The sequence below is a fragment of the Bradyrhizobium sp. 31Argb genome (assembly GCF_043638955.1).
GTDB lineage: Bacteria > Pseudomonadota > Alphaproteobacteria > Rhizobiales > Xanthobacteraceae > Bradyrhizobium.
In genome coordinates this window covers 1-701 of the sequence record NZ_JBEGDB010000676.1, presented here as the reverse complement: position 1 = coordinate 701, position 701 = coordinate 1, and the positions used below count along the sequence as shown (strand labels likewise).

Genomic DNA, 701 nt, shown 5'->3' with positions numbered 1-701 from the left:
GTCGTCCGTGAAGAACGCGGGAGAGCGGTGATTTAAGCGATCTTTTGGGCCGGGACAGTTTCGGTGAACGCCCGGATGATGGCACGCAAGAGTCCTGCGAGCCACCGCAGGAGCAGGCCGAAGTTATAGCCGGCTGCGGCGAGGACGGCGTTGATGCGGTCGCCCACGCGGCCTTTGAGATAGTTGCGCTCCATGCGGTGCTCAGCCTTGACGTGACCGATGACGGGCTCGACAGCCGCGCGGCGCTTCATCTCGCGACGGATAGAAGCTGTGACGCGGCGGACCTGCCCCGAGATCCACACCCTGAACCGATGCGGGTAGTTGTGACCACGATACCCTTTGTCGACGTGGATGCGGCGAGCCTCCACGCCAGTGAGCTTCTCCATGTCGGCGATCACAGGGCCGAGCGTATGCCCATCAAAGGGATTGCCATGCAGGGCCTTGGCATGCAGCACGAACTGGCCGCCCTTCGGAGACGTCACGGGGGTGGCGACACTGACCTTGCAGCCAAATTCGTAGGGCGCACGGGCTTTACCCTTGCCGATGCACTCGACCTCCGGGGCATGTAACGCATAGACCTTTGGACCGCGCTGATGCTGATCCTGCCTGCGCACCTGCTGCGCTAAACCCAGCAATGGGCCGAAGCGAGCTTCCAGCACCGCATCGCCATCAATCTTGCGGCGGATGTCGCGGATGATCCG

At 62.9% G+C, this 701-nt stretch carries 1 pseudogene; it reads right to left on the bottom strand.

Annotation, left to right across the window (positions count from 1 at the left end):
- Positions 1–32: 32 nt before the first annotated feature.
- Positions 33–701, bottom strand: a pseudogene (locus tag AAFX91_RS42225) (IS5/IS1182 family transposase); the annotation flags it as partial.